The organism is Gracilibacillus ureilyticus (assembly GCF_900111195.1).
GTDB lineage: Bacteria > Bacillota > Bacilli > Bacillales > Amphibacillaceae > Gracilibacillus > Gracilibacillus ureilyticus.
Window position 1 is genome coordinate 81,628 of sequence record NZ_FOGL01000014.1, and the last position, 22,302, is coordinate 103,929.

Here is a 22,302-nt window from a genome sequence, read left to right on the forward strand (position 1 = left end):
TCGTTACCTATTTAAAATAATCTTTTACGAATGCTGGCAACTGTTCCTCATTAACAGTAAAAGAAGTAATGTATTCATCTCTTCCTGGTCCAAATGCAGCAATCGTCCATTTGCCATCGTAATCATATTCTTTTTCAAGCTTCACTATTTGTTCAATCTGGTTTAGATCTTGTGTAACAAATACATCCTTTAACTTACTTGCGTCCGTAAAAGGGACTTCATGAAGATACTTAAGCTTTGAAGATTCGTTTTTCACTGCTATCATTACCGTTTCCTGTTCCGTAAGATCAGTAAATTTATGAAATCCTTCTTTTTCGAGCAGATCCATTGTATTTGTATAGCTGCGTGGTACATCTATAAAGGGAGAATAGTAATTATTATCCTCCAATTCGAATTCAATTGTTAGAATGCTTTCTTCTCCTGCCATAATTTCCTCGAAAGAAGCATTTAAATAATCCTCCCGTAATGCATCCATTAATCGGGACTCAAGCGTGTTACTTATTACTGCATCATCTCTGTAAGTGTGAATTCTAATATTTTTCACATCGGTTTTTTCACTAAAAAGCCAATGGCGGCTGTTTTTCCGGAAAATTTCATTTTCATACACCGGTTTTAAATATTCTTTAAATTCTTTAACAGACGGAATAAAATACTGGCGTTTAATATTGGTGCCGTTATCTAAATAATAATTGATATATATTTCTGATGAATCTGATTGCCAGTCTCTATCCAAAGTCCCTGTATCTATGATTTCCTGATGAAATTCAGTAATCAGCTTTATTAGTTTCTCGTCTTCGATTTTCGGTAACTCATCAAATTCAACTGAAGGATCATCATAATAGCTGACAAAATCAATTATCTGGATGCCTTCTACTTCTCCTGCTTGAGGAACCCTTGTTTCGTAACCGAACCAGTCAAAAACTAATGATGCGAGGACAAGTAAAGAAATGCCGATATAGATGAAGAAGCCTTTCCACTCGCCAAACACACGCCATGTTTTTTGAATTAACATTTCTGCTATCAAATATCCGAGTAATGCCCCAAATATATAGCCAAAAGTTATCCAGCCAATATATTGCTCCTGCACCATCCCGAAATAAGTTCCGAACAATAACATAAAACAAAAGGTTACGCCTATTTTGAAGATTGGCTTTAAGTAATGAAAGATTAACGTTTGTGATGCAGCTTCTACTGGGCGACAACGATACAGAACCAGTGCTATAAGGTAACATATCACGGCAATCACAGCATATATCCACATTACATTATAATCAATTTCTCCAGACTCAAAGAAAAAAACAGACTGTACAATTGGAGACCATCCGGAATAATTTTCTTCCCACAGATATCCTGGAGAAAAGCCGCTTAATAACATTTCAAGGTTGAAGAAAATTAAATAAACGATTCCAACCGGAAAGATTAAAAAAATATAACTTAGCATTCCCTGTATCGCGGATACACCAGTAATTCCCCCGGCCAGAACAGTAAATGAATACATTAAGCTGACAATAATGACAGTGAAAAACAGCCATACTCCAACATCTCGTTGAAGAAATAATTCTTCCACATCCATCGTATTACTCATAATATACAAGATTAATCCTGTGACAATTACCGGGATGACGACCATTGCATATCCAACCAAAAAGTGATGATGAAATAATTTGTTTCTGGATAATGGAAGACTATGTATAAAGTCTGCAGATCCTTTTACCTGGATATACCGAAAAGCAAATATTCCTGCTAGGAAAGGTACCGTTAAAATTGTGATAATTTGTAATGGACCATTAATATCAAACAGGTCATCAACTCTCTCAAAATAATACGTATTATATTCGTCCCGCTCAGCTGATATATCCATGACCACTTGCAATGGTAATATAATGGTTAATGCAATAAAGTATGCAATACCAATCCACCCTGTTGTTCGGAAACTCTGCTTCAAAAGTTCTTTTTTAAAGTAGAATGTTCTCGATTGCATATCCAGCACCCTCCATTTCATAGATAAAAATCTCTTCCAATGTTAGCGGCAATATATCGAATACAACTGGATCATACGGTTCCATTTGTTTTTCAATTTCGTAGTAGTCATCACGGATTATGCAAACATGAACACTGCCTCTTTTTTCTTTGTGAAGAACGTCCAATCCTTGATAGATATCTTCAGACACCTCTTGTTTAAATGCTAATTGGACTTTATGAATATCAGATTTTAAATCATCCAGCTCTTTTTCAAGCAGTAGTTCGCCACGATGAATGATTCCCACTGCATCACAAATATCCTCTACTTCTGATAAGTTATGAGATGATACGACAACCGTCATCTCACGATCTGCAACATCCTGAATGACCCATGATTTAATTTTTTTACGAATTACCGGATCTAATCCATCGAAAGGTTCATCTAAAATTAAATAATCGGGCATTGCACAAAGCGCTAACCAGAAAGCTACTTGACGTTGCATACCTTTAGAAAACCGGTGAATTTTCTTGTCAGGATCAAGATCCAGCAGCAGTTGCATCTGAGTGAATCTATCATTATTCCAATTCGGATACATATTCTTATAGAAGTTTGCCATCTGCCTTGTTGTATATTGAGAGAAAAAGAATAATACATCCGGAATAAAGATTAACCTTTCCTTGATGGAATAGTTTTCAAATACAGGCTTTTGTTCAATTTCCACCGTACCACTTTTTTGTTTAATAATTCCTGCCATTGTTTTTAATAAAGTAGTTTTCCCCGCTCCATTTGATCCTAATAACCCATAAATGGAACCCTTATTCACATTAAGAGAAACATTGTTTAAAATGGGATCCTTCTCAAACTTTTTATTTACGTTCTGCATTAGAATCATTCGGTTCACCTCCAATGACCTCTTCAAGTATTTCTTTCAAATCCTGGACGGTTAAACCAATAAACAAAGCTTCAGCAATTTGCTTCTTTAATTGGTCTTTGGCTTGTTTTATTTGGTGCTCATTATTTTCTGCTACCATTTGACTCACAAAACTTCCCTTCCCTTTCACAGAATATATATATCCTTGTGCTTCCAATTCGCGGTATGCCTTTTGAATTGTGTTTGGATTGATCGATAACTGTTGAGCCAGTGTACGGACGGATGGTAATTGTTCATCTTGTTTAAGTACGTCATTAATGATCAACTGCTTCAGCTTATCGACTAATTGCTCATAAATCGGCCTTCTACTTCGCAAATCGAGCTCAAACATAGCCTCCCTACCTTTCTACTGTATGATCTGTATTAATTGTATTAACTGTATTAGTATGTTTAGTACAGTTTAATTATATTGTAAAAAATCAAAATTGCAAGAACAATTTAAATTATTATCAAATGTGAGAAGCTTTTTTCCAATTTATAGCTGTAAAAAAAAGCTATGTATCAAAAAAAGATACATAGCTTCTCTTTATAATATATTTTGCTGGTACCATTCGCTTGCAGCTTCCACTTCTGATCTTGTTAGCTGGTGGCCGTTGTTTTCCCAGTGAATTTCTGCCATCGCGCCGTTTTCCGTAAGAATTCGTTCTAAATCTATTGATTCCTGTTCCGGACATATTGGATCATTATGTCCTGCTGTGAGGAACACTTTCACACCGGCTAGATCAGGTAATTCAATACCGCGGCGCGGAACCATCGGATGATGTAAAATAGCAGCATTTAAGGCGTCCTGATAGTGGAAAAGCAGACTTCCGGCAATATTTGCTCCATTTGAATAACCAACTGCTACGACATAATTGCGGTCAAAGCCGTATTCTTCTGCAGATTCGTCAATGAATTCATATAATTCTTTTGTTCTTAAAATAAGATCCTCTTCATCAAATACACCTTCTGCAAGACGTTTAAAGAATCTGGGCATTCCATTTTCCAAAACATTCCCTCTAACACTTAAAATATTAGCATCAGGATCAATTATCTCTGCTAACCCTAATAAGTCATTTTCTGTCCCTCCTGTGCCATGTAACAATAACAAAGTAGGACCATTTAAGCTTTTCCCTTTTTTAAAAATATGTTTCATCAACTCAACCTTTCTATCACTTATTATCTCAAATTCGAAATATTTATTTAACTTTATCTTTATCTATATCATTAGTTTAAAAAACGCTACATTATCTGTCAATTAGCTTGTCCTGGCTTTTTTTTCATAATACAATATGGAAGAAGTATTATTTTTAAAAAAGGAGCCTTGTCAATGAAAAAAATTCCGTTAATGGTCGATTTATCGGATAAATCGATAGTGATAATCGGTGGTGGAAAGATAGCCGAAAGACGTGTAAAAAGATTGTATAACCATTGCAGCTCCCTTACAATTATCAGTCCGGAAATAACCTCAGGTTTGAATAAACTAACCATGAGAGAGAATATCACCTGGTTAAAGAAACAAATTTCACCAGATGATCTAGCATGTCACGATCTTATCATTATTGCAACAAACAACGATACGGTTAATCAAATGGTATTGACAAATGCACCTGCCGATGCATGGATAAATGCATGTCACGATTCTGAAAAAGGAAACATTGATTTCCCCGTCACAGTTGAACGCGGAAAATTACAAATTTCCATATCCACCGGTGCATCCAGTCCCTTCTTAGCTAAAAAAATTAAAGAAGAGCTTCAAAATACATATACAGTCAGTTATGAATCATATGTAGATTTTCTATTTCAGGTAAGGGGATTGGTAAAAAATTCACCACTGCCAGATGAGCAGAAGCATCACATTCTTTATTCGGTAGTTGAAGAACCTATTTTCAATAGCAAAGAGCAAGCTGCCTTTTTGCTAAAATTAAAGGAGCAAATGTGAAAAAAATTCCCACATTTGCCCTTATGTCTTTATAGCATTCTCTTTCCAGCTACTGATAAGCTCAATTATATTTCCTTTATCTAATTGCTTTTTGGCCACTTCAATTCCTTCTTCCACTGATACAGCCACTCCGAACAAATAATATCTAAGTCCGGCATTGAGTATAGTTTGATTATAATAATAAGTGTTCTCTTCCACTCTCTCACCAGATAGGATTGATTTAATTATCTTTGCCTGATCAACTGCAGACAACTTCTGGTTTTTATCAAACTCTTTGCATAGCAGTCCATAATCTGCTGGTTTAACTGTGAATGACTGTAAATTATCCTTGGTCCAGTGAAATACAAAACTGTTTCGATGAACCGGGACATCTTCTGAGCCTTCTAACCCCTGCACAATATATACATTGTCATAATCCAACTGTTTAAAAACGTCATTCAGTTTGTTAATAGCAGTCCTGTGAAAGGCTCCTAGCATTATACTTTTAGCATTAGCTAAATTCAGCAATTTTTCAACAGTATTCAGTAATGTTCTTACACCAATCTCTTCCCTGATGCGTCTTAATTCCTTCAGGGGTTCACAGTACGCTTCCGGGTCCAAATGAATAATTTTATTTTCTTCCAAATTCAATAAGTTCTCATGCCAGCCCAGTTCTCCCATAATTTCTTTAATTGATGTACCGAATTTAGGAGGTAACGTATCACTTGCAGCCAAATAGGCCGGAATACCGTAATCTGCCAGCAATAGTGAAACAGGAATGGTTGCCGCAAAGGAGTTACGGCCATTATAAGGTCCGGCGAAATCTATCATTTTTGCCTTGATCTCTTCTGACACCGTAAATTTACGAGAATAATCTTGTAACTTTCGGATAAATGCTAGTAACTCTTCCGCAGATTCGGTCTTAATTCGCTCACCAATTAAATAAGCAGTAATTTGTGCATCTGTTGCTGACTTGGAAAAAATAGCTTCCGCTACTTCTATTGTCTCTTCATAGCTTAAATCTTTTGCTCCTTTTTGGCCTCTTGCTACTTCTTTAATCCATTGCTGCACTGAGCTTCGACTCCTCTCTGGCTTCTTCCACCCGGTCTTGTAAAACGGACACAACATTTTCATGATGGCCTAAATACTCAGAAAGAAGAATTTCCTGTCCTTCTTTTAAGGAAAATTGTTCAATATATTCCTTAATTCCTTTAATTAACAGTCCTGTGAATAACAGATACGGGACAATTAACACCGATTTTTCCAGGTCTATTACTTTCTCTTTTAGAAATGGCTCAAACTTTGGTTTACTCGCAGCCAAAAAACATTTCTCTATATTGTTGTGAGGATACTCTTTTCTTAACATGGAAACTATCGATTCGGTATCCTGTATAGCTTGTAGATCACTGCTCCCTCTACCTACGAAGACAATATCATATTTCTCCACATTATCAGTTGTTCTCTCGATGTGATCCTTCACTGCTCTCACCATCTTATCGTCTACACCGATCGGTCTGCCATAATGGAAATCTATCTCCGGGTATTTCATTACCTCTTTATCAATTATTTCTGGAATGTCTACTTTTGCATGTCCTGCAGTTAATAATAATACAGGAAGAATAGTAATTTTTTCTGCCCCGAGGCTCACCACTTTTTTAACCGTCTCTGCCAAATTCGGTTCCTGTAACTCTAAGAAACAGGCTTCCTGTATAGGAACAGAAATCTTCTGCTTTACTTTATTTATTAATTCAAAAGATTCTGTCTTTGATTCTTTTACCCTGCTTCCATGACAAATATATATTACAGCTTCCACTTTATCACTCCTAGTACGCTTCGATAACCTCTTTTAAATCCTCTTGCCATTGTATATTTTTTAATCGCCTCAGGTTTTCTCCAATTTGCACAACTTCTCCAATTATAATCATAGCCGGATTTTTTATCTTATCAGCTTTTACAATTTCCAGAATGGAGTCTAAAGTACCCGAAACCATACGCTGCTGTTCAGTTGTTCCAGCATGGATAATCGCGATTGGTGTTTCTTTTCTTTTACCAGCTTTCAAGAGCTGATCGATAATAAAAGAAAGATTACTCATCCCCATATATATAGCTAAAGTATCAACAGAATTCGCCAGCTGCTCCCAATTAATCTCACCAGGCTGACCATTCTTACAGTGACCAGTAATAACAGCAAAAGATCTGCCTACTTCCCTGTGCGTAATGGGAATATCAGCATATGCAGGAGCTGCTATACCTGAAGTAATACCAGGGACCACTTCATATTCAATTCCTTGTTTCGCCAAGACTTCTGCTTCTTCAGCTCCCCTGCCAAAAACAAATGGGTCACCACCTTTCAATCTTACCACAGTTCTCCCTTTCTTTGCATATTTGACCAGCAAATGATTGATCGTTTCCTGTTTCATAAAATGCATCTTTGGTAATTTTCCGCAGTAAATAAGATCTGCATCCGGTTTTGCTTCTTTGATCAATTGCTGATTAACCAGACGATCATATAAAATAACATCCGCTTTTTGAATACACTTTAAGGCTTTCACTGTAATTAAATCTGGATCCCCTGGCCCTGCTCCTACCAAATAAACTTTTCCCATTACACTTCCTCCTCAATTTTGATGAATAAATAGCAGAGGAAAGTGCATAATTGTGCACTTTCCTCATTCATTCTAAGATTGTGTTATTTCACTTGGAACGAGAACATATACTTGTTCATCTTCTTTCATGATTTCAAACGTTTGTACACACCCTTCATCAGGTGCTTGTACCAATCCATCTGTAACATTAATCTTCCAATCGTGTAGAGGACAAAACACATGTTCACCGCTAACCATACCTTCTGCCAGCACTCCGCCGCGGTGAGGACAGCGATTCTCAATCGCACGTACATCACCGTTTGCAAGTTTGAAAACTGCAATCTCTTTATCTTCTAATATTACAGTCTTTCCCAGACGCTCTGGCAGTTCACTATATTTGCCGACAAATACTTTCTTAACTGTCTGTTCCATAGTAAAATCCCCCATCTATTATTTTGCATGCACTTTCTCATATAAATCTCTTAATGTCGTTTCACTTTCTAACACTTCATTCCAAGGTTCTTTATAGACAGATAGTGCATCGTCCATTCTTTTACAAAGCTCCTGGCGTAATTCATCATTGAAAACTACTTCCTGAATTAGCTCTAATCCAACTCTTTCAACGAAGTGAGAAGTTCTTTCCAGATATCGGGCATTTTCACGATAATATTGCAGGAATGCTGCTGTATACTCTAATACCTCATCTTCTGTTTTCACTTTTGCCAACAGATCAGCTTTTCGTAAATCCGTACCACCATTTCCCCCTACATATACTTCCCATACACCATCTAACCCTATGACACCTACATCCTTAATTCCGCCTTCTGCACAGTTTCGAGGACATGCAGATACACCCATTTTCACTTTGTGCGGAGTATTTAACCCTTCAAATTTCTTTTCGAGTTTGATTCCCATCCCTGTAGAATCTTGTGTGCCGAAACGGCAGAATTCTGCTCCCACGCATGTTTTTACTGTACGAAGGGTCTTCCCGTATGCATAACCAGATGGCATCCCTAAATCTTTCCATACACTTGGCAAGTCTTCTTTTTTTATGCCAAGTAAATCAATCCGCTGACCACCAGTTAATTTAATCATGCCAACATCATACTTCTCTGCAACATCTGCTATTGTTCTTAAATCCTCAGCATTTGTAACCCCGCCATACATCCTCGGTACAACGGAATAAGTACCGTCTTTCTGAATATTCGCATGCAGCCTTTCATTAACAAATCTTGATTCACGCTCATCCTCATGTTCTTTAGGATAAACCATCCCTAGATAATAGTTTAATGCAGGTTTACATTTTGAGCAGCCCTCTTCTGTTTTCCAACCGAGTACATTCATCACTTCTCTTGAATGAGTTAAATGTTTTTCTTTAATCTCTGCGATCACTTCATCTCTTGATAAATCTGTACATGCACAAACTGTTTCTTTTTCATCCGCTTCGTACTCATCACCTAAAGTATGTGTTAATAAATCAGCAACAAGCGACTTACAAGTACCGCAGGATCGCGAAGCATTTGTGCAGCCTTTTACTTCTTCTACCGAGGTTAAATTTTGAGTTTTGATAGCATTGACAATGGTGCCTTTTGTTACACCATTACACCCGCAAATGACTTCTTCATCACCCATGGATACTACAATACTTTCATTATCATCCTGGCTCTGGGAACTTTCTAAATATTCTTCTACATTTGCACCTTTTTTAATTAAGCTTAGTAGTTTAGTACCTTCTTTCGTATCACCAAAAAGCACTGCTCCCGCTAATTTATCATCCTCTACTAAAATTTTCTTATAAGTGTTTCTCCATTCATCAAACACTTTAATTGACTTCGTCTGGTCTGTTTCGTTAATTAATCCTGTTGAAAATACATTCACACCAGAAACTTTTAATTGGGTAGATAATACAGAACCTTTATAGCCCTGATGATTCATCCCGCAAATATGCTTTGCCAGTGCCTGACCTTGCTCATAAAGCGGTGCAACCAGACCATATACCATCCCATTATGTTCTGCACATTCCCCTACCGCATAAATATTCGGGACATTTGTTTCCATATGATCATTAACTACAATCCCCCGGTTAATTTCTAACCCCGTGTCTTTTGCTAACTGAACGTTTGGCTTAATCCCTACTGCCATTACAACTAGATCTGCTGGTATTTTCCCTCCATCATTGAATCTTAAGCCAGTGACACGTTTTTTTCCTAAAATTTCAGCTGTCTGCTTTTCCAGCAGGAAGTTCATGCCTTGAGCTTCTAACTCTTCTTGCAGTAATTTACCAGCCGAACGATCTAACTGACGCTCCATTAAATAATCTGCGATATGAATGACATCTACTTCCATTCCTAGATTCAGAAGTCCTCTGGCTGCTTCTAAACCTAGTAAACCACCACCTATTACTGCTGCGCGTTTATAATTCTTTGATGCATGAATCATTTTCTCACAGTCTTCAATATCTCGAAATGCCGTTACCCCTTCTTTATCTGCACCCGGCAGCGGGAGCATAAATGGATTAGAGCCTGTTGCGATAATAAGATAATCATACGGTGTTTCTTTTCCTTTATCGGTATACACCGTTTGAATATCTTTATCGATTTTTGTAACTGTTTCTCCAGGATATAATCGGATGTTATTTTCCTCATACCAATCCCATTCATTTAATGTGATATCTTTTATTTCCGTATCACCCTGCAATACTTTTGATAACTGTATTCGGTTATAGTTCGGGTAAGGTTCTTTACCAAACACCGTAATTTCAAATTCTTCCGGTAACAACTTCAAGATCTCTTCAATAGTTCGGATACCCGCCATACCATTACCTATCAGTACAAGTTTTTTCTTCTCCATGCCTAGTCCCCCAATTTGTTTTCGGAAATTTAACATGTATAAAGCGTACCCTTTTAAATTAATACTTTCCAAACATTTGTTAAGTTTTCTTACATGGTTTTTAACTCCTTCACAATGAATCCTTCATGAAAAATCTGTTAAATAACCTTACAAACAGAAAGACATCAAAGTATGGACGATGGTACGATTTATTTAAAGGAATTGGCTATTTTAAAAAAAGAACCTTATAGAAGGTTGTTATTAAATTTCATGTTAACTTTCGTTACATGTAAAGATAGCAGTATTTGTGGGAGGTATCACCTGATGGGGAAAGAGAAGCTTATCTTAATAGGAAATGGAATGGCTGGTTTAAAATGTATTGAGCAAATTTTAAAAGAAGATTCCAGTCTTTATCATATAACAATTTTCGGTTCAGAGCCTTATACAAATTACAGTCGTATTATGTTGTCTTCTGTTCTGCAAGGTAATGTTTCTTTTAATGAGATCATACTAAATGACTGGGACTGGTATGAAAGGAATGAAATTACCCTTTATCCTAACGAAACCGTCCATTTGATTAATTCTTCAAATAAAACAGTAAGTACATCAAAACGTCAAATTGCTTACGATAAATTAATCATAGCAACTGGCTCTGTTCCGTTTATCCTTCCTGTTCCCGGCAGCAATAAAGAAGGTGTGATGGCATTTCGAACAATTGATGATTGTAAGCGAATGATCGATACAGCAAAAAGTTATAAGAAAGCTGCAGTTATTGGTGGAGGTATTCTAGGTTTGGAAGCAGCTCGCGGATTATTGAATTTAGGAATGGAAGTAAGCGTAATTCATTTAGCTGATCGGTTGATGAATAACCAATTAGACGAGAAGGCTGCCGCCATGCTTCAAAGGGTATTGACAGATCAGGGAATGAGTTTTCTTTTGAAGAAAGAAACAGCAGAATTCATCGGAAAAGACAGAGTGGAAGGAATACGCTTCACAGACGGAAGTGAATTATCAACAGATCTGGTAGTGATGGCTGCCGGCATTAAGCCAAACACAGAGTTAGCTATAAACAGCGGAATCCAGACAAACCGGGGGATTGTCATTAATGAATGGATGGAAACAAATCAAAAAGACATCTTTGCAGTTGGCGAATGTGCGGAACATAAAGGAATTGTTTATGGATTAGTAAAACCATTATATGAGCAGGGCGAGATTTTAGCTAAATATTTATGCAGGAAAAAAACAGAACCATATACAGGGTCGGTGTTATCAACCCAATTGAAAGTTTCAGGGGTTGATGTATTTTCAGTCGGAAACATTAATACCTCTGATGATACTACAGTTATTTCTGCTTATGACGAAGTGTCCTGCATATATAAAAAAGTCCTATTCAAAGAGAACAAAGTGATAGGGGCTGTACTCTTTGGAGAGACTTCTTCAGGTCCCAGACTACTGGATATTATAAAGAAGAAAAAATTCACTCCTGATAAAGAAAAAGCTAATCTTTTACAACCCGTAAATATTGAAGATTCATATGCCGCTTGCTTGAAACGAGATGCGCATGTATGTACATGCAATAACGTGACAAAAGGGAACATCATTGACAATGTACTGTCGAAAGACCTGCAGACAGTTGACGAAATTAAAAGCTGTACCAAAGCGTCCAGTTCCTGTGGCGGTTGTAAGCCTGTTGTCAAAGAATTACTTGCATATATAAGAAGTGATCATTTCTATGAAACTACTGAAGAGCTTCGCTTTTGTTCTTGTACGGAGCTATCCGAAGATGATGTTATCAGTGAAATCCAGACAAGAAACTTGTCTTCCATAGATACTGTTCGAAAAGAACTAAGGTGGAAAACACTCAATGGTTGCCCGCATTGTGAGGCAGCACTGCTTTATTATCTGGAAATGATTTATCCGGAAAATAATCATGATCAACAATTTATCTATGTTGATGAAAATATAAATGCAACTAAGCAGCATAATGGCAGCTATACTATTATTCCGCAACTTTACGGAGGTACAGTTACCGGTGAACAATTACTGAAAATAAGTGAGGTAGTTTTAAACAATCAGCTATCTCCGGCAAAAATTAAGGATAATCGAATCATTCTTCACGATGTGCCAGAACGAAAGTTCATTTCTGTCTGCAAAGAGTTGAATATGAAGTTATTTTCCTTTACAGACAATATGATAAAAAGTGTTGAAGTGGACACTTCGCCATCTGCTTTATCTCTCGCAACGTTTATTGAGGAAAAAACGGAATATTTGAAAATGCCCTGCCGGATCGATATGGAAATTATAGATTCCGTTCCGTCCGGACAAGCAATGATCTCTAAAGACATCTATATAATTTCAGCGAATGACTTTTGGGAAATTTATGTATATGATCCTTCTGTTTACAGCCACAATTTACTAACTGTTACCCGTTCGCTTAAGGATACACAAAAAATAGTGCTTTCTTTCATTCAATATTACAGGCAGTCCGCCAGTTTCAATGAATCGATTGGAAACTGGGCGAATCGAGTCGGACTTGTCCACATACGCGAAGCACTATTTAATAAAGAGTTGCAAAATCTGTTATTAGCCAGGTTAATGGAAGACCAGTCGATTAGAAAAAAGAAAACAGTAAAGTGAGAATATGAGATGATTACAAAACCAGACGTTATAGCACTGGGTGAAGCCACCTCCATTAAATACGGAGAATAATTGTGAACTCGTTAGAAAGGATGACCACCGTATGACAGAACTAATGTTAAAGTATTTCCGTGATAAACAGCAAAACGCACAGTCAGAAAAAGTATATGATACCCAGTGTCCATATTGCAGTATGCAATGCAAAATGCAATTAATTGAACAGAAAATTGTATCAAGAAAGCAATACAAAACGATTGGTAAGGACAATCCAACTTCCCAGGGCAGATTGTGTGTAAAAGGAATGAACGCCCATCAGCACGCCCTTCATAATGACAGACTGAAACAGCCTTTAATGAGAATAAACGATGAATTGGTTCCAGTATCCTGGGAAACTGCATTGAGAACTATTAAAAACAAGTTTCAGCAAATACAGCATGAGTATGGCAAAGATGCCATTTCCGTTTATGGCAGTGCATCTATTACGAATGAAGAAGCCTATTTACTAGGAAAATTTGCAAGAGTAGCCTTACAGACAAAATATATTGATTATAATGGCAGACTCTGTATGGCCTCTGCTGCGACAGGCGCTAATATGACATTTGGACTTGACCGCGGGTTTACATTCGGTTTAAATGAGATTCCTAACACGCGTGTGATGATTCTCGCCGGCACCAATATTGCAGAATGCCAGCCAACGATCATGCCCTACTTTGAAAAAGCAAAAGAAAATGGAGCATATATTATTGCAGTTGATCCAAGAGAAACAAGTACAACTAAACTCGCTGACTTACACCTTCAATTAAAACCAGGGTCAGATATCGCTCTTGCAAATGGTCTGTTGAAAATAATGATTGAAAAAGGATTAATTGATGATGCATTTATTGCTGATCGCACGGAGCATTTTGATCTCGTAAAAGACTACATTCTTTCATTAAATTTTGAAGAAATTATTAATGAAACAGGGATCTCGATGGAAGAACTTTATCAAACAGCGTTAGTGTTTGCTAATGAGCCATCAGGAATGATATTTACCGCCCGGGGGATCGAGCAGCAAATCAACGGTACCGAAACCGTTATGGCTTTTTTAAATCTTTTACTTGCAACAGGAAAAATCGGTAAACCTTATTCCGGCTATGGTGCCATTACAGGACAAGGAAATGGCCAGGGAGCAAGAGAACATGGTCAAAAAGCCGATCAATTGCCTGGATACCGATCGATCGAAAATAAAGCTGATCGAAATTATATTGCAGAGGTATGGGGCATAAGGGAAAAGGACCTCCCGAAAAAAGGTGTTTCTGCTTACGAAATGTTTGAGCATATTAATAAGGATAAGATTAAGAGTATGTTTATTATGTGTTCCAATCCTGTTATTTCCAATCCAAATACTAACTTCGTGAAAAAGGCATTGGAAAAAGTATCTTTCTTAGTTGTTGCTGATTTGTTTTTATCAGAAACCGCTCAGTTAGCAGATATTGTTTTACCTTCCACATCCTATCTCGAAGATGAGGGTACATTCACCAATTTAGAGGGCAGGGTTTTGTTAAGAGAAGCCAGCTTCCCTATTCAGGGGAAGGCAAAACATGATTGGCAAATTTTATGTGAAATTGCCAAAGTGTTAGGCAAAGAAAAATACTTTAATTATGATTCTGCTGAAAGTATTTTTGAAGAATTAAGGGTTGCGAGCCGCGGGGGTAAAGCTGATTATTACGGAATTACTTATGATCGCCTAAGGAGAGAAAATGGCGTTCTATGGCCATGTCCATCAGAAGAAACACCAGGAACGATACGTCTATTTGAAACAAAATTTGCTCATGAAGGTGGTAAAGCAAGAATGGCAGTAGTAAAAATTGATACGATAAAACGCAAACCTGCAATAAGCTCAAATTATCCACTTTACCTTACTACCGGAAGAGTGATGTCCCATTATTTAACAGGTGAACAGACTAGAAAGAGTCCATCACTAGCAGCAAGAAATGTGGAAGCCTATATGGAGATCCATCCAGATACTGCACAGAAGTTCGGCATAGAACTAAACAAACTAGTGAAAGTAACTTCAGAAAAAGGCTGGATCATTGTTCGCAGTCAATTTTCTGAGTCTATTCGTAAAGACACCATTTTTATACCATTCCATTGGGCAGAAAACCAAAATGTCAACAGGCTTGTAGGAGAACAGCTTGATCCCTATTGTCGAATGCCTGGATTTAAGATGAGTGTAGCCACAATTAGTCCTTTCCATCACTAACTAATTTTACGAACCTTTATTACAGGGAGATTATTATGACAACCAAAAACAATTATCACGGACAAAAGCAAATGGTAACCATTTCTACTCTTGCATTTTTCATTAGTGTAATGGTTTGGTTTAATATGGCACCATTTCAATCAACTATACAGTTACAGCTAGATTTGACAGATAAAGAAATTGGAGCATTAATGATCGTTAATCTTGCATTAAGTATTCCCGGCAGAATCATTATTGGCCGGTTAGTAGACCGCTACGGACCGAGAAAGGTATTTTCTATCCTGTTAATAACAATGAGTGTACCTTGTTTCTTTTTTGCTATTGGGACAAATTACGTACAGTTGCTAATATCCAGACTTATCCTCGGGACAATTGGTGCAAGTTTTGTTATCGGAATCCGGATGGTAACAGAGTGGGTTCCTGCAGGCAAGGTAGGCTTTGCACAGGGAATATATGCTGGTTGGGGGAACTTTGGCTCATCGTTTGCTGCACTAACTTTACCACCACTTGCATTAATTATCGGCGGAGAAAATGGATGGAGATATGCCATTCTGCTTACTGGTATATTAGCGCTAATTTACGGAATAGTTTTTTACTTTACAGCAAAGAACACACCTGATTGGAGAGAGTTTCCATATACAAAAAATGTGGCACCGTTACAAGCAACTACTAAAAGCGATCTCATCATATTAACAATCATTTCTTTCCCAATTTATGGCGGGATTGGAATACTCATATGGACCCTCAATCAAAATAATATCATTTCTGATCATTTAGCATTGCTGTCATTTCTAATTACAGGGACCACTTATTTATTCAACATGGGTAAAAGGTGGAGAAGAAATGAAGAATATATTAAAAATAAAGTACCTGACACTGAAAAGTATTCTATGAAAAATGTTGCTATTCTGAGTATGGGCTATTTTACTACATTCGGATCAGAGTTAGCTATCATTTCCATGTTGCCAATGTACTTCCAAAACAGCTTTGCTGTAAATGCTGTTATTGCCAGTACGATAGCCAGCAGTTTTGCTTTTACCAATCTGTTTGCAAGACCGGCAGGCGGATGGTTAAGTGACCGGTTCGGCCGAAAAAAAATATTGTTACTTTTGCTCGCACTCCTGTCATGTTTATATGCAGGTATGTCATTTATGCAAAACAGCTGGCCAATTTATTTAGTCATATTGTTGATTGTATGCTGCTCACTGATCAGCCAGGCAGCTTCCGGAGCAATTTTTTCCATGGTTTCACTGATTAAGAAAAACCAGACAGGACAAATTTCCGGAATGGTCGGTGCTTATGGAAATATTGGTTCATTGTGCTTTCTGGCTGTATTAAATGTTTCTCAATATAACATATTCTTTCTCACTATTTCCATTGGACTATTACTTTGCTTCTTAACAACACTTACCTTACAACTGCAATCAAAGCTAAGTACAAAAACCAACGTCACAAAAAAATTAGCGAGAATCAACTAATAATAAAGTGAGACTTCCAACGGGCGGTCTCACTTTATTTTCTGCTAGTTATCTTCCATGACATCATGTCCTATAATCTCCGGCATTTGAACAAGCTCAAAAACTTCTAAAATATCTTTATTCACATTCACAATTTTAATTTCTTTATCATTGTCTTTTAATGTGGTTACTAATTGAATTAATAAACCCATTCCTGATGAATCAACAAAATTAACTTTCTGGAAGTCTAATTGAATGGATTCATACTGGAGGATTTGTGGTGCGAGATCCTCGGCTACTTTTTCAGTAGAATCAAAATCAAGATCACCTGCTAATAAAACTGTACACCTGTCATTTATATGTTTTACTTGATATTCAAGCATTTACAACCCTCCCTATCCAAATACGACTTGTCCTTCCTTATCGAGCTTCGCTTTAATAAATGTCGTTTCTTTAACAACTGGTCTAATTGCATCTCCGATTCTTATTATGGTTCCCTCATGCGCTTTCATAATAATAATTGATTGATCTTCAGGAACCGATAATACCGTTTTTGTTCCAGTAACTGTGCCGACCTCTCCGACATTTATGCCAAGTCGGCCATATACCTCTCCACCTCTTAAAATTCCACTGATGTTTAACTTACCGCCAGAGTGTACTTTTGAGTTGATACATCCCTTACCTATTATCGTTACATTTCCACTTGAGTATATTTTGCTATTTGTGACATTGGCAAGGGTAATATACGAATTGGGCTCAACATCTGCTTCGGTTGAGCTCGCCAGTTCTTTCATTAATTCCTGAAGTCTTTCCAGCTTATCTAATGAAACAACTTGATTTGACAATGTTAAAAAAAGTGCTTTCAACTCAACCGCAACAGTTTTCCATTCAGGTTCTTCAATAAAATCGGCAGCTTTTCCCACAATATCTACATACCTTTTTGCCTGAGTTTTGAAATCTCTAAACTTTTTTTCCAGCAGCAGTATAATTAACGGCTTTAATCCTTTGGAGAGCAGTTCATTTGATTTATAAGCTTTAGCTGTTGTCAGCTGCTGAATATTTTGCAGCATTTTATCCATATGCTTATCAAGGATTCGTAATATGTGGCCAAGTTCCATGATAAGAAGATTATGTTTCCCCGCTGTCAAATTTGAGTTAAAGACATTTCCTTTTGTAATAATGGACTTGGAAGCAGTAAGTACAGCTTCACTTACTGCCTTGTGAATAAAAATATCTCCACCGGCTTCAACTGTCATATTCTCTTCAACTTCCCCCAGTATGTCTATATCGCCACTGAAGCGGATATTCCCTGAAGAAAGATTCACATTGCCATCATGAACAAGCTTTGCCATAATCATTGCTTTAACTGTTCTGCCTCTTTGTTCGATAACTGGTCTTCCGGATTCTGTTGATATTATTTTATCTTCCAGGATATTAGTACCTGAACCGGAGATAACGCGCAGATCTTTGGGCTGTTTTGCAGCAAGTTCTTCTCCTAATACAGACATCCCTGGTAAGCCGGGGATTGACGGATGTAAAATAGCAATAATTGTCCCAACTTCAACATTTGGTATAATCGTTGTATCACGGAAGTTCACATTTCCATGTTCATCTTCTACAAGTCCATTTTCAGTATTTACCGGAACCTTAACTTCCAGTTCTGCGTCTAATCCATGTTTTGGCTCTTTACCAACTGCAACGACAAACTTTCCGTTATTCTTAGATTCTATCGCATGCTGGATAGCCTTCTCATTTAATCCAAATGTAACATTGTCATTTTTCAATTGTTCAATTATTTGTTCTCGTGTTAGTGAATTAACAGGCTTTACGGACTCTTCCAACTCTAAAGCAATGTGATCACCGGGTGGAACATTTTTTAAATTTCTTAGAATAACCTCACCAGGTTTAACTTCCAATATTGCCTCTAACTTGTCTTTAGAAACTACTACCGTCCATGAAGTAGGTTTTTCTTCATAACTTTCATATTCCAGCCTGTAATCATCTTTAGGACTGACAATTACTGATTTATCTGAAATTAACTGACCATTTTTAAAGAAACTTATTCCTTCACCAATTGATATTGTGGCAAAATGCTTACTGTCGTCAGATTTAATATAAAGTCGATTATTATTTACCGATGCTATTTCTGCATCGTTCTTACCAATGGAATGAGATTTATTAACTGGAGCTGGTCTTACTTCTGGTTCTGATAATTCTTCCAGAGAATCTATCATTTCCTCAAGTAATGGTTCTTCTGATTGAGTATTGGACTCTTCGCCGTTCTTTTTAGCAGAAAGTGATATTTTTACAATAGCTGGTTTCTTTCGTAACCCTAAGAATCCTCCCGTGCTGTCCTGAATAATTTCTATATTTACCTCTTCCCTGGCTGCGTCCATCAGAAGCAAACCACGTTCAACAGCTTCTTCTACAGACTTGCCTTTTGAAATTATATGGTTCATGGCTATACCTCCTCATTGGACGAACAGTGAATAAATGCTGATATTAGATTCTTTCTATACTGTTACTTCATTATTCCACCATTAATATGTAAATAACCATGGATATCACTTCACAAACCTGCTTTTAAGTAGATTTCCTTTAATTAAAAAAATACTTCTTAAAAAAGGAATAAGAAAAACGCTTTTCTTTATAAGAAGTACTTTGCTATTAAATTCTTTCTTAGATTGTAGGTTTAATTATTGTCTGCCACCATAGAAAAATACTTATAAGAATTACTAGAAAAACAATAACACTCTTTACACCATATGGGATTTTATTCGGTATAAAACGGAGTGCCAAGGATGCAACAACACCGGCAGTCAACATATATATTACAGCATAAATTAACATTCCTAAAAAATTATCAACCGGGAGTTGCATTGATTCTTTAATTATATCCACTTTCCCACCTCATTACCACATTTTTCTGCCAATCATATATTCACAAATACTATCATACATGATTCATTCCAATTTGAAAGCATTTTTCTGCATTTTCTCATGCCACAGAGAATCCTGCTAAGGTTCGCTGTGCTCGCATTATATGATATATCTTTTAAAAAATGCCCATTATCCCATGACTTCTCTTGTTCTTTCTACTGCAATTCTTTAATTAATGCATCAGGTTTTGTTCCTCTTAGGCCTTGTATCATATTTTTTGCTGCAAATAACTTCATTTGTTCGCGAGTTTCTGCTGTTGCAGATCCAATGTGCGGCAATGTAACAACATTCTCCATTTTAAGTAACGGATTTGCCGGACTGACCGGTTCCTGTTCAAATACATCCAATCCTGCCCCTAATATTTCCTTATTCCTTAAAGCATTAATCAGTGCATCTTCATCAACTACAGCACCTCTCGCAGCATTAATGAAAAAGCAGGTTCGCTTCATTTTTCGAAATGCCTCTTCATCGATTAAATGAAAGGTTTGTTTTGTTAACGGTGTCATTAACAGAATAAAGTCCGAAGTTTGCAACAGTTCTTCCATTTCTTCATAATATACACCAAGCTCTTCTTCCACCTTTTTATTCCTATTCCTGTTGTGGTAACTAACATCCATTTCAAACCCTGATTTTGCTCGTCTGGCCACTTTCTCGCCAATTCTTCCCATACCAATGATACCCAGTTTTTTATGATGAACATTATATCCGAATAAGGTATGATCAACAGACCGATTCCATTTACCTTCTCTCACATATTGATGCAGCTCGGGAATACGACGGGCAGTTGCCAATAATAATCCAAAAATTAAATCTGCCACTGTTTCATCAAGGACATATGGAGTATGTGTTGCCAGAACATTCGCTTTTTTAATCGCTTCCACATCAAAATTATCGTAACCAACTGAGATATTACTAACGACTTCCAAACGATTAGCTGTCTGCAAAAACTCTTTATCAATAGTATCTTTAGAGGTTAGTAATCCATGAAAAGACGGGATTTTCTCAAGTAGTTGCTCTCTTGGCATTTTTTCTGATTTATCCCATCTCTCTAATTCAACTTCCTTTTCTAAATACTCGATAACTTTTTGTGGGATTGGTTCTGTAACTAATACCTTTTTCTTCATCAACTCACTCCTCCATAGTAAAACAATTAAATTATATTTCTGAACGAATTTTCATAATAATTCCTGCGGTTTCCTCTATTGATTTATCTGAGACATTAATCACAGGACAGTCTAATTGTTTCATCCAATTATCAGCTGTTTTCAGTTCTTTTTTTATTTGATCCATTGATGCATACTTTGACTGTGCAGGCAAACCTAATGTCTTTAAACGTTCTGTTCTTATTTTAAGCAGATGTCCCGGATCGATAGTCAAACCGACTACCATTCTGTCAGCTGGTTCAAATAACTCTTCTGGCGGTTCCATTTCAGGCAAAATAGGTAAATTAGCTGTTTTAATCCCTTTATGTGCCAGGAAAATACTCAATGGTGTCTTTGAAGTTCTCGAAACGCCGATAAGCACAACATCCGCTAGCAGTAATCCTTTTACATCTTTGCCATCATCATATTTAACTGCAAATTCGACTGCCTCGATACGTTTGAAATACTCTTCATCCAATACTTGTCTCTGGCCAGGCTCCGGTTTCGGATTATCATTAAAGGTGTCTATATATGCTTGCATCATCGGACCCATAACATCAACCGCCCGAATATCCTGGCGAATTGCTTCCTGTTGCATTTTTGCACGTAATTCCGGCTGAACGAGAGTATATGCAATAAAACTGTGATTTTGCTTTACCTTACCAACAATTGCTTCAATTTCTTCTTCAGTCTGGATATGACTATATCTCTTAACTCCGACTTCATTGTTAGTAAACTGTCTGATGGTAGCTCTTACAACTGCCTCGGCAGTCTCTCCAACAGCATCTGAACATACATAAATAAACCTATTATTTAATACCATACTTACGCTCCCCTTTGTTCTATGCTTCTGACTCCACTTCAATTAATGACTTAACAATATTTGTTTTCGTAATCCTTCCTACTACCTTTAATGAATGAGGATTTTCGTTTACTTTTTTTACAACAGGCAAGCTGTCAATTTGATAATAAATTAACTTCCGAGCAGCCTCATACACACTGTCATCAGGCTCAACTGTATAAACTTTTGGTTTTTTTGTCATAACAAGTTGAATTGGCATAGAAGCAGCCTGCGCATTCCCTAATGTTACTTTTAATAAATCTTTCCGGGAGACAATTCCCGAAAGGAAATTATCTTCATTTACAACAACTAATGTTCCCACATCTTCTAGAAAAAGTGAGATTACCGCATCATTAACAGTAGTCGAGGCATCTATAGTAACAGCAACACTCTGAATTTCTTTTACAGGTGTTTTATGCCACCATTCTGACCGTTCCATATGGTTAAGACTTTTCTTTCCTAAAAAATATCCTACTTTAGGTTTGGCTTCAATATTTCCGGTCATTACCAGTACAGCCAAATCAGACCGAATCGTCCCTTTACTGACTCCAAGCATTTCGGCTATTTGTTCTGCAGTTATAGGTTCATGTTTCTTTAATATTTCAATAATTTCCTGTTGCCTTTTCGTAAATTCGATCATTCTTTTCCTCCTGATCCATCCATCCCAAATCAAGTAATATTCATTTCCCTTACTTCGTCATCAGTAATTATATTCCTCTATAATCATAACATATTTTTAATGATTAATTGAAAAAGGTACGTTAATTCATACATAAAATTCTTATCAGACATTTTTTGTCCAAAAAACAGGCAGAACCGGTCCATTTAATGCACT

General features: G+C 36.9%; 19 protein-coding genes. 4 read left to right on the forward strand and 15 right to left on the reverse strand.

Features of this window, described 5'->3' with window-relative positions:
• Nucleotides 1-7: 7 nt before the first annotated feature.
• From BMW36_RS13680 to BMW36_RS13695, 4 genes are all read right to left on the reverse strand, one after another.
• Nucleotides 8-1,981 carry an MFS transporter gene (locus BMW36_RS13680; RefSeq protein ID WP_089742052.1) on the reverse strand — a complete coding sequence of 658 codons (1,974 nt, stop codon included), beginning with the start codon at nucleotides 1,979-1,981 and terminating at the stop codon, nucleotides 8-10.
• A complete protein-coding gene (locus tag BMW36_RS13685) occupies nucleotides 1,956-2,855 on the reverse strand; it encodes an ABC transporter ATP-binding protein (protein ID WP_089742054.1) in 900 nt (299 codons plus the stop codon). The genes BMW36_RS13680 and BMW36_RS13685 overlap by 26 nt, the downstream gene beginning before the upstream one ends.
• Nucleotides 2,830-3,225: a GntR family transcriptional regulator gene (locus BMW36_RS13690; RefSeq protein ID WP_089742056.1), complete on the reverse strand. Its 396-nt coding sequence runs from the start codon at nucleotides 3,223-3,225 to the stop codon at nucleotides 2,830-2,832. The genes BMW36_RS13685 and BMW36_RS13690 overlap by 26 nt, the downstream gene beginning before the upstream one ends.
• 195 nt (nucleotides 3,226-3,420) lie before the next feature.
• Nucleotides 3,421-4,029 (reverse strand): alpha/beta hydrolase, encoded by a 609-nt coding sequence (locus tag BMW36_RS13695; RefSeq protein WP_089742058.1) that lies wholly within the window; start codon nucleotides 4,027-4,029, stop codon nucleotides 3,421-3,423.
• Nucleotides 4,030-4,203: 174 nt separating this feature from the next.
• On the opposite strand from BMW36_RS13695, the gene BMW36_RS13700 reads away from it, so the two are divergent.
• Nucleotides 4,204-4,815, forward strand: a complete 612-nt coding sequence (locus BMW36_RS13700) for an NAD(P)-binding protein (protein ID WP_089742060.1) — start codon at nucleotides 4,204-4,206, stop codon at nucleotides 4,813-4,815.
• A gap of 21 nt (nucleotides 4,816-4,836) precedes the next feature.
• On the opposite strand, the gene BMW36_RS13705 is transcribed toward BMW36_RS13700, so the two are convergent.
• From BMW36_RS13705 to nirB (BMW36_RS13725), 5 genes are all read right to left on the reverse strand, one after another.
• Nucleotides 4,837-5,865 carry an anthranilate phosphoribosyltransferase gene (locus BMW36_RS13705; protein ID WP_089742062.1) on the reverse strand — a complete coding sequence of 343 codons (1,029 nt, stop codon included), beginning with the start codon at nucleotides 5,863-5,865 and terminating at the stop codon, nucleotides 4,837-4,839.
• Entirely contained in the window at nucleotides 5,849-6,607 is a 759-nt protein-coding gene (locus tag BMW36_RS13710; protein ID WP_089742064.1) for a sirohydrochlorin chelatase, read from the reverse strand. The genes BMW36_RS13705 and BMW36_RS13710 overlap by 17 nt, the downstream gene beginning before the upstream one ends.
• Before the next feature lie 10 nt (nucleotides 6,608-6,617).
• Complete coding sequence (cobA, locus tag BMW36_RS13715; protein ID WP_089742066.1) at nucleotides 6,618-7,400, reverse strand: uroporphyrinogen-III C-methyltransferase; 783 nt, start codon at nucleotides 7,398-7,400, stop codon at nucleotides 6,618-6,620.
• Nucleotides 7,401-7,472: 72 nt separating this feature from the next.
• Nucleotides 7,473-7,811: a nitrite reductase small subunit NirD gene (nirD, locus tag BMW36_RS13720; RefSeq protein WP_089742068.1), complete on the reverse strand. Its 339-nt coding sequence runs from the start codon at nucleotides 7,809-7,811 to the stop codon at nucleotides 7,473-7,475.
• Nucleotides 7,812-7,829: 18 nt separating this feature from the next.
• On the reverse strand, nucleotides 7,830-10,229 hold the full coding sequence (gene nirB, locus BMW36_RS13725) for a nitrite reductase large subunit NirB (protein WP_089742070.1): 2,400 nt from the start codon (nucleotides 10,227-10,229) through the stop codon (nucleotides 7,830-7,832).
• 303 nt (nucleotides 10,230-10,532) lie between these two features.
• On the opposite strand from nirB (BMW36_RS13725), the gene nirB (BMW36_RS13730) reads away from it, so the two are divergent.
• The 3 genes from nirB (BMW36_RS13730) to BMW36_RS13740 all read left to right on the forward strand — a co-directional run bounded on the left by nirB (BMW36_RS13730) (nucleotide 10,533) and on the right by BMW36_RS13740 (nucleotide 16,565).
• Nucleotides 10,533-12,845: a nitrite reductase large subunit NirB gene (nirB, locus tag BMW36_RS13730; protein ID WP_089742072.1), complete on the forward strand. Its 2,313-nt coding sequence runs from the start codon at nucleotides 10,533-10,535 to the stop codon at nucleotides 12,843-12,845.
• Nucleotides 12,846-12,948: 103 nt separating this feature from the next.
• A complete protein-coding gene (nasC, locus tag BMW36_RS13735; RefSeq protein ID WP_089742074.1) occupies nucleotides 12,949-15,087 on the forward strand; it encodes an assimilatory nitrate reductase catalytic subunit NasC in 2,139 nt (712 codons plus the stop codon).
• 35 nt (nucleotides 15,088-15,122) lie between these two features.
• Nucleotides 15,123-16,565, forward strand: a complete 1,443-nt coding sequence (locus BMW36_RS13740; RefSeq protein WP_245711686.1) for an MFS transporter — start codon at nucleotides 15,123-15,125, stop codon at nucleotides 16,563-16,565.
• Nucleotides 16,566-16,609: 44 nt separating this feature from the next.
• On the opposite strand, the gene BMW36_RS13745 is transcribed toward BMW36_RS13740, so the two are convergent.
• The 6 genes from BMW36_RS13745 to BMW36_RS13770 form a co-directional block, all read right to left on the reverse strand.
• The gene (locus BMW36_RS13745) at nucleotides 16,610-16,927 is read right to left on the reverse strand and encodes an STAS domain-containing protein (RefSeq protein WP_089742077.1); all 318 of its coding nucleotides are present in this window, start codon (nucleotides 16,925-16,927) and stop codon (nucleotides 16,610-16,612) included.
• Between the two features lie 12 nt (nucleotides 16,928-16,939).
• Entirely contained in the window at nucleotides 16,940-19,003 is a 2,064-nt protein-coding gene (locus tag BMW36_RS13750) for a flagellar assembly protein A (protein WP_089742079.1), read from the reverse strand.
• A 220-nt stretch (nucleotides 19,004-19,223) separates the two neighbouring features.
• Nucleotides 19,224-19,445, reverse strand: coding sequence for a hypothetical protein (locus BMW36_RS13755; RefSeq protein ID WP_089742081.1), 222 nt, complete (start codon nucleotides 19,443-19,445; stop codon nucleotides 19,224-19,226).
• A gap of 194 nt (nucleotides 19,446-19,639) precedes the next feature.
• Entirely contained in the window at nucleotides 19,640-20,608 is a 969-nt protein-coding gene (locus BMW36_RS13760; protein WP_089742083.1) for a 2-hydroxyacid dehydrogenase, read from the reverse strand.
• Between the two features lie 31 nt (nucleotides 20,609-20,639).
• Complete coding sequence (locus tag BMW36_RS13765) at nucleotides 20,640-21,449, reverse strand: pyruvate, water dikinase regulatory protein (protein ID WP_089742085.1); 810 nt, start codon at nucleotides 21,447-21,449, stop codon at nucleotides 20,640-20,642.
• A gap of 19 nt (nucleotides 21,450-21,468) precedes the next feature.
• Nucleotides 21,469-22,107 (reverse strand): helix-turn-helix transcriptional regulator, encoded by a 639-nt coding sequence (locus tag BMW36_RS13770; RefSeq protein WP_089742087.1) that lies wholly within the window; start codon nucleotides 22,105-22,107, stop codon nucleotides 21,469-21,471.
• Nucleotides 22,108-22,302: the final 195 nt, after the last annotated feature.

Excerpts from the sequence above, each read along its gene's own strand:
- BMW36_RS13680 (WP_089742052.1), bottom strand. The coding sequence starts at position 1,981 with ATGCAATCGAGAACATTCTACTTTAAAAAAGAACTTTTGAAGCAGAGT.
- BMW36_RS13685 (WP_089742054.1), bottom strand. The coding sequence starts at position 2,855 with ATGATTCTAATGCAGAACGTAAATAAAAAGTTTGAGAAGGATCCCATT.
- BMW36_RS13690 (WP_089742056.1), bottom strand. The coding sequence starts at position 3,225 with ATGTTTGAGCTCGATTTGCGAAGTAGAAGGCCGATTTATGAGCAATTA.
- BMW36_RS13695 (WP_089742058.1), bottom strand. The coding sequence starts at position 4,029 with ATGAAACATATTTTTAAAAAAGGGAAAAGCTTAAATGGTCCTACTTTG.
- BMW36_RS13700 (WP_089742060.1), top strand. The coding sequence starts at position 4,204 with ATGAAAAAAATTCCGTTAATGGTCGATTTATCGGATAAATCGATAGTG.
- cobA (WP_089742066.1), bottom strand. The coding sequence starts at position 7,400 with ATGGGAAAAGTTTATTTGGTAGGAGCAGGGCCAGGGGATCCAGATTTA.
- nirD (WP_089742068.1), bottom strand. The coding sequence starts at position 7,811 with ATGGAACAGACAGTTAAGAAAGTATTTGTCGGCAAATATAGTGAACTG.
- nirB (WP_089742070.1), bottom strand. The coding sequence starts at position 10,229 with ATGGAGAAGAAAAAACTTGTACTGATAGGTAATGGTATGGCGGGTATC.
- nirB (WP_089742072.1), top strand. The coding sequence starts at position 10,533 with ATGGGGAAAGAGAAGCTTATCTTAATAGGAAATGGAATGGCTGGTTTA.
- nasC (WP_089742074.1), top strand. The coding sequence starts at position 12,949 with ATGACAGAACTAATGTTAAAGTATTTCCGTGATAAACAGCAAAACGCA.
- BMW36_RS13740 (WP_245711686.1), top strand. The coding sequence starts at position 15,123 with ATGACAACCAAAAACAATTATCACGGACAAAAGCAAATGGTAACCATT.
- BMW36_RS13745 (WP_089742077.1), bottom strand. The coding sequence starts at position 16,927 with ATGCTTGAATATCAAGTAAAACATATAAATGACAGGTGTACAGTTTTA.
- BMW36_RS13750 (WP_089742079.1), bottom strand. The coding sequence starts at position 19,003 with ATGAACCATATAATTTCAAAAGGCAAGTCTGTAGAAGAAGCTGTTGAA.
- BMW36_RS13760 (WP_089742083.1), bottom strand. The coding sequence starts at position 20,608 with ATGAAGAAAAAGGTATTAGTTACAGAACCAATCCCACAAAAAGTTATC.
- BMW36_RS13765 (WP_089742085.1), bottom strand. The coding sequence starts at position 21,449 with ATGGTATTAAATAATAGGTTTATTTATGTATGTTCAGATGCTGTTGGA.
- BMW36_RS13770 (WP_089742087.1), bottom strand. The coding sequence starts at position 22,107 with ATGATCGAATTTACGAAAAGGCAACAGGAAATTATTGAAATATTAAAG.